General features: G+C 70.8%; 1 pseudogene. It reads left to right on the top strand.

The features are described 5' to 3' along the window. Positions 1-392 (top strand): annotated as a pseudogene (locus AOK22_RS43550) (hypothetical protein); the annotation flags it as partial. Positions 393-425: the final 33 nt, after the last annotated feature.

Genomic DNA, 425 nt, shown 5'->3' with positions numbered 1-425 from the left:
AGGGAGTGGCCCGGACGCCGGGGCTGCTGTACCCGTCGGCAGCTGCGGTAGGCGCTGCCGGCGACCCCGATGTCATGATCGCGCGCGCTCCTCAAGGGAAGCTGGTCATCGCCCCACGCGACCCGGCCCATCCGGTTCTGCTCGCCTCAGAGCCCGACTGTCTGCCGACTCAGGCAGTGCTTGAGGCCGGACGCCAGGCGGTTCTGCTGACCTCCGGCATGACCGCGGCCGCGGTGGTCGGATTGCACGTCCGTGTCCAGGCCCGGGTGCCGCTGCTGGGCAGCCTGGTCGAGGTGGTGAAGGAACCGGGTGGGGCTCGATTCCTGGTGACTGCCTCCGGACGTGCTGCCGCCACAGGCACGGTGGCGCTGCTCGGGCAGGGGCCGGACTGAAGGGCAGCAGGTGCTGACAACCCGTCTCGGAAC

Origin of the sequence: Streptomyces silaceus (genome assembly GCF_001419745.1) — a bacterium.
GTDB lineage: Bacteria > Actinomycetota > Actinomycetes > Streptomycetales > Streptomycetaceae > Streptomyces > Streptomyces silaceus.
Note: the sequence above shows the minus strand (reverse complement) of the source record. Positions and strands in the feature narration are given on the sequence as shown.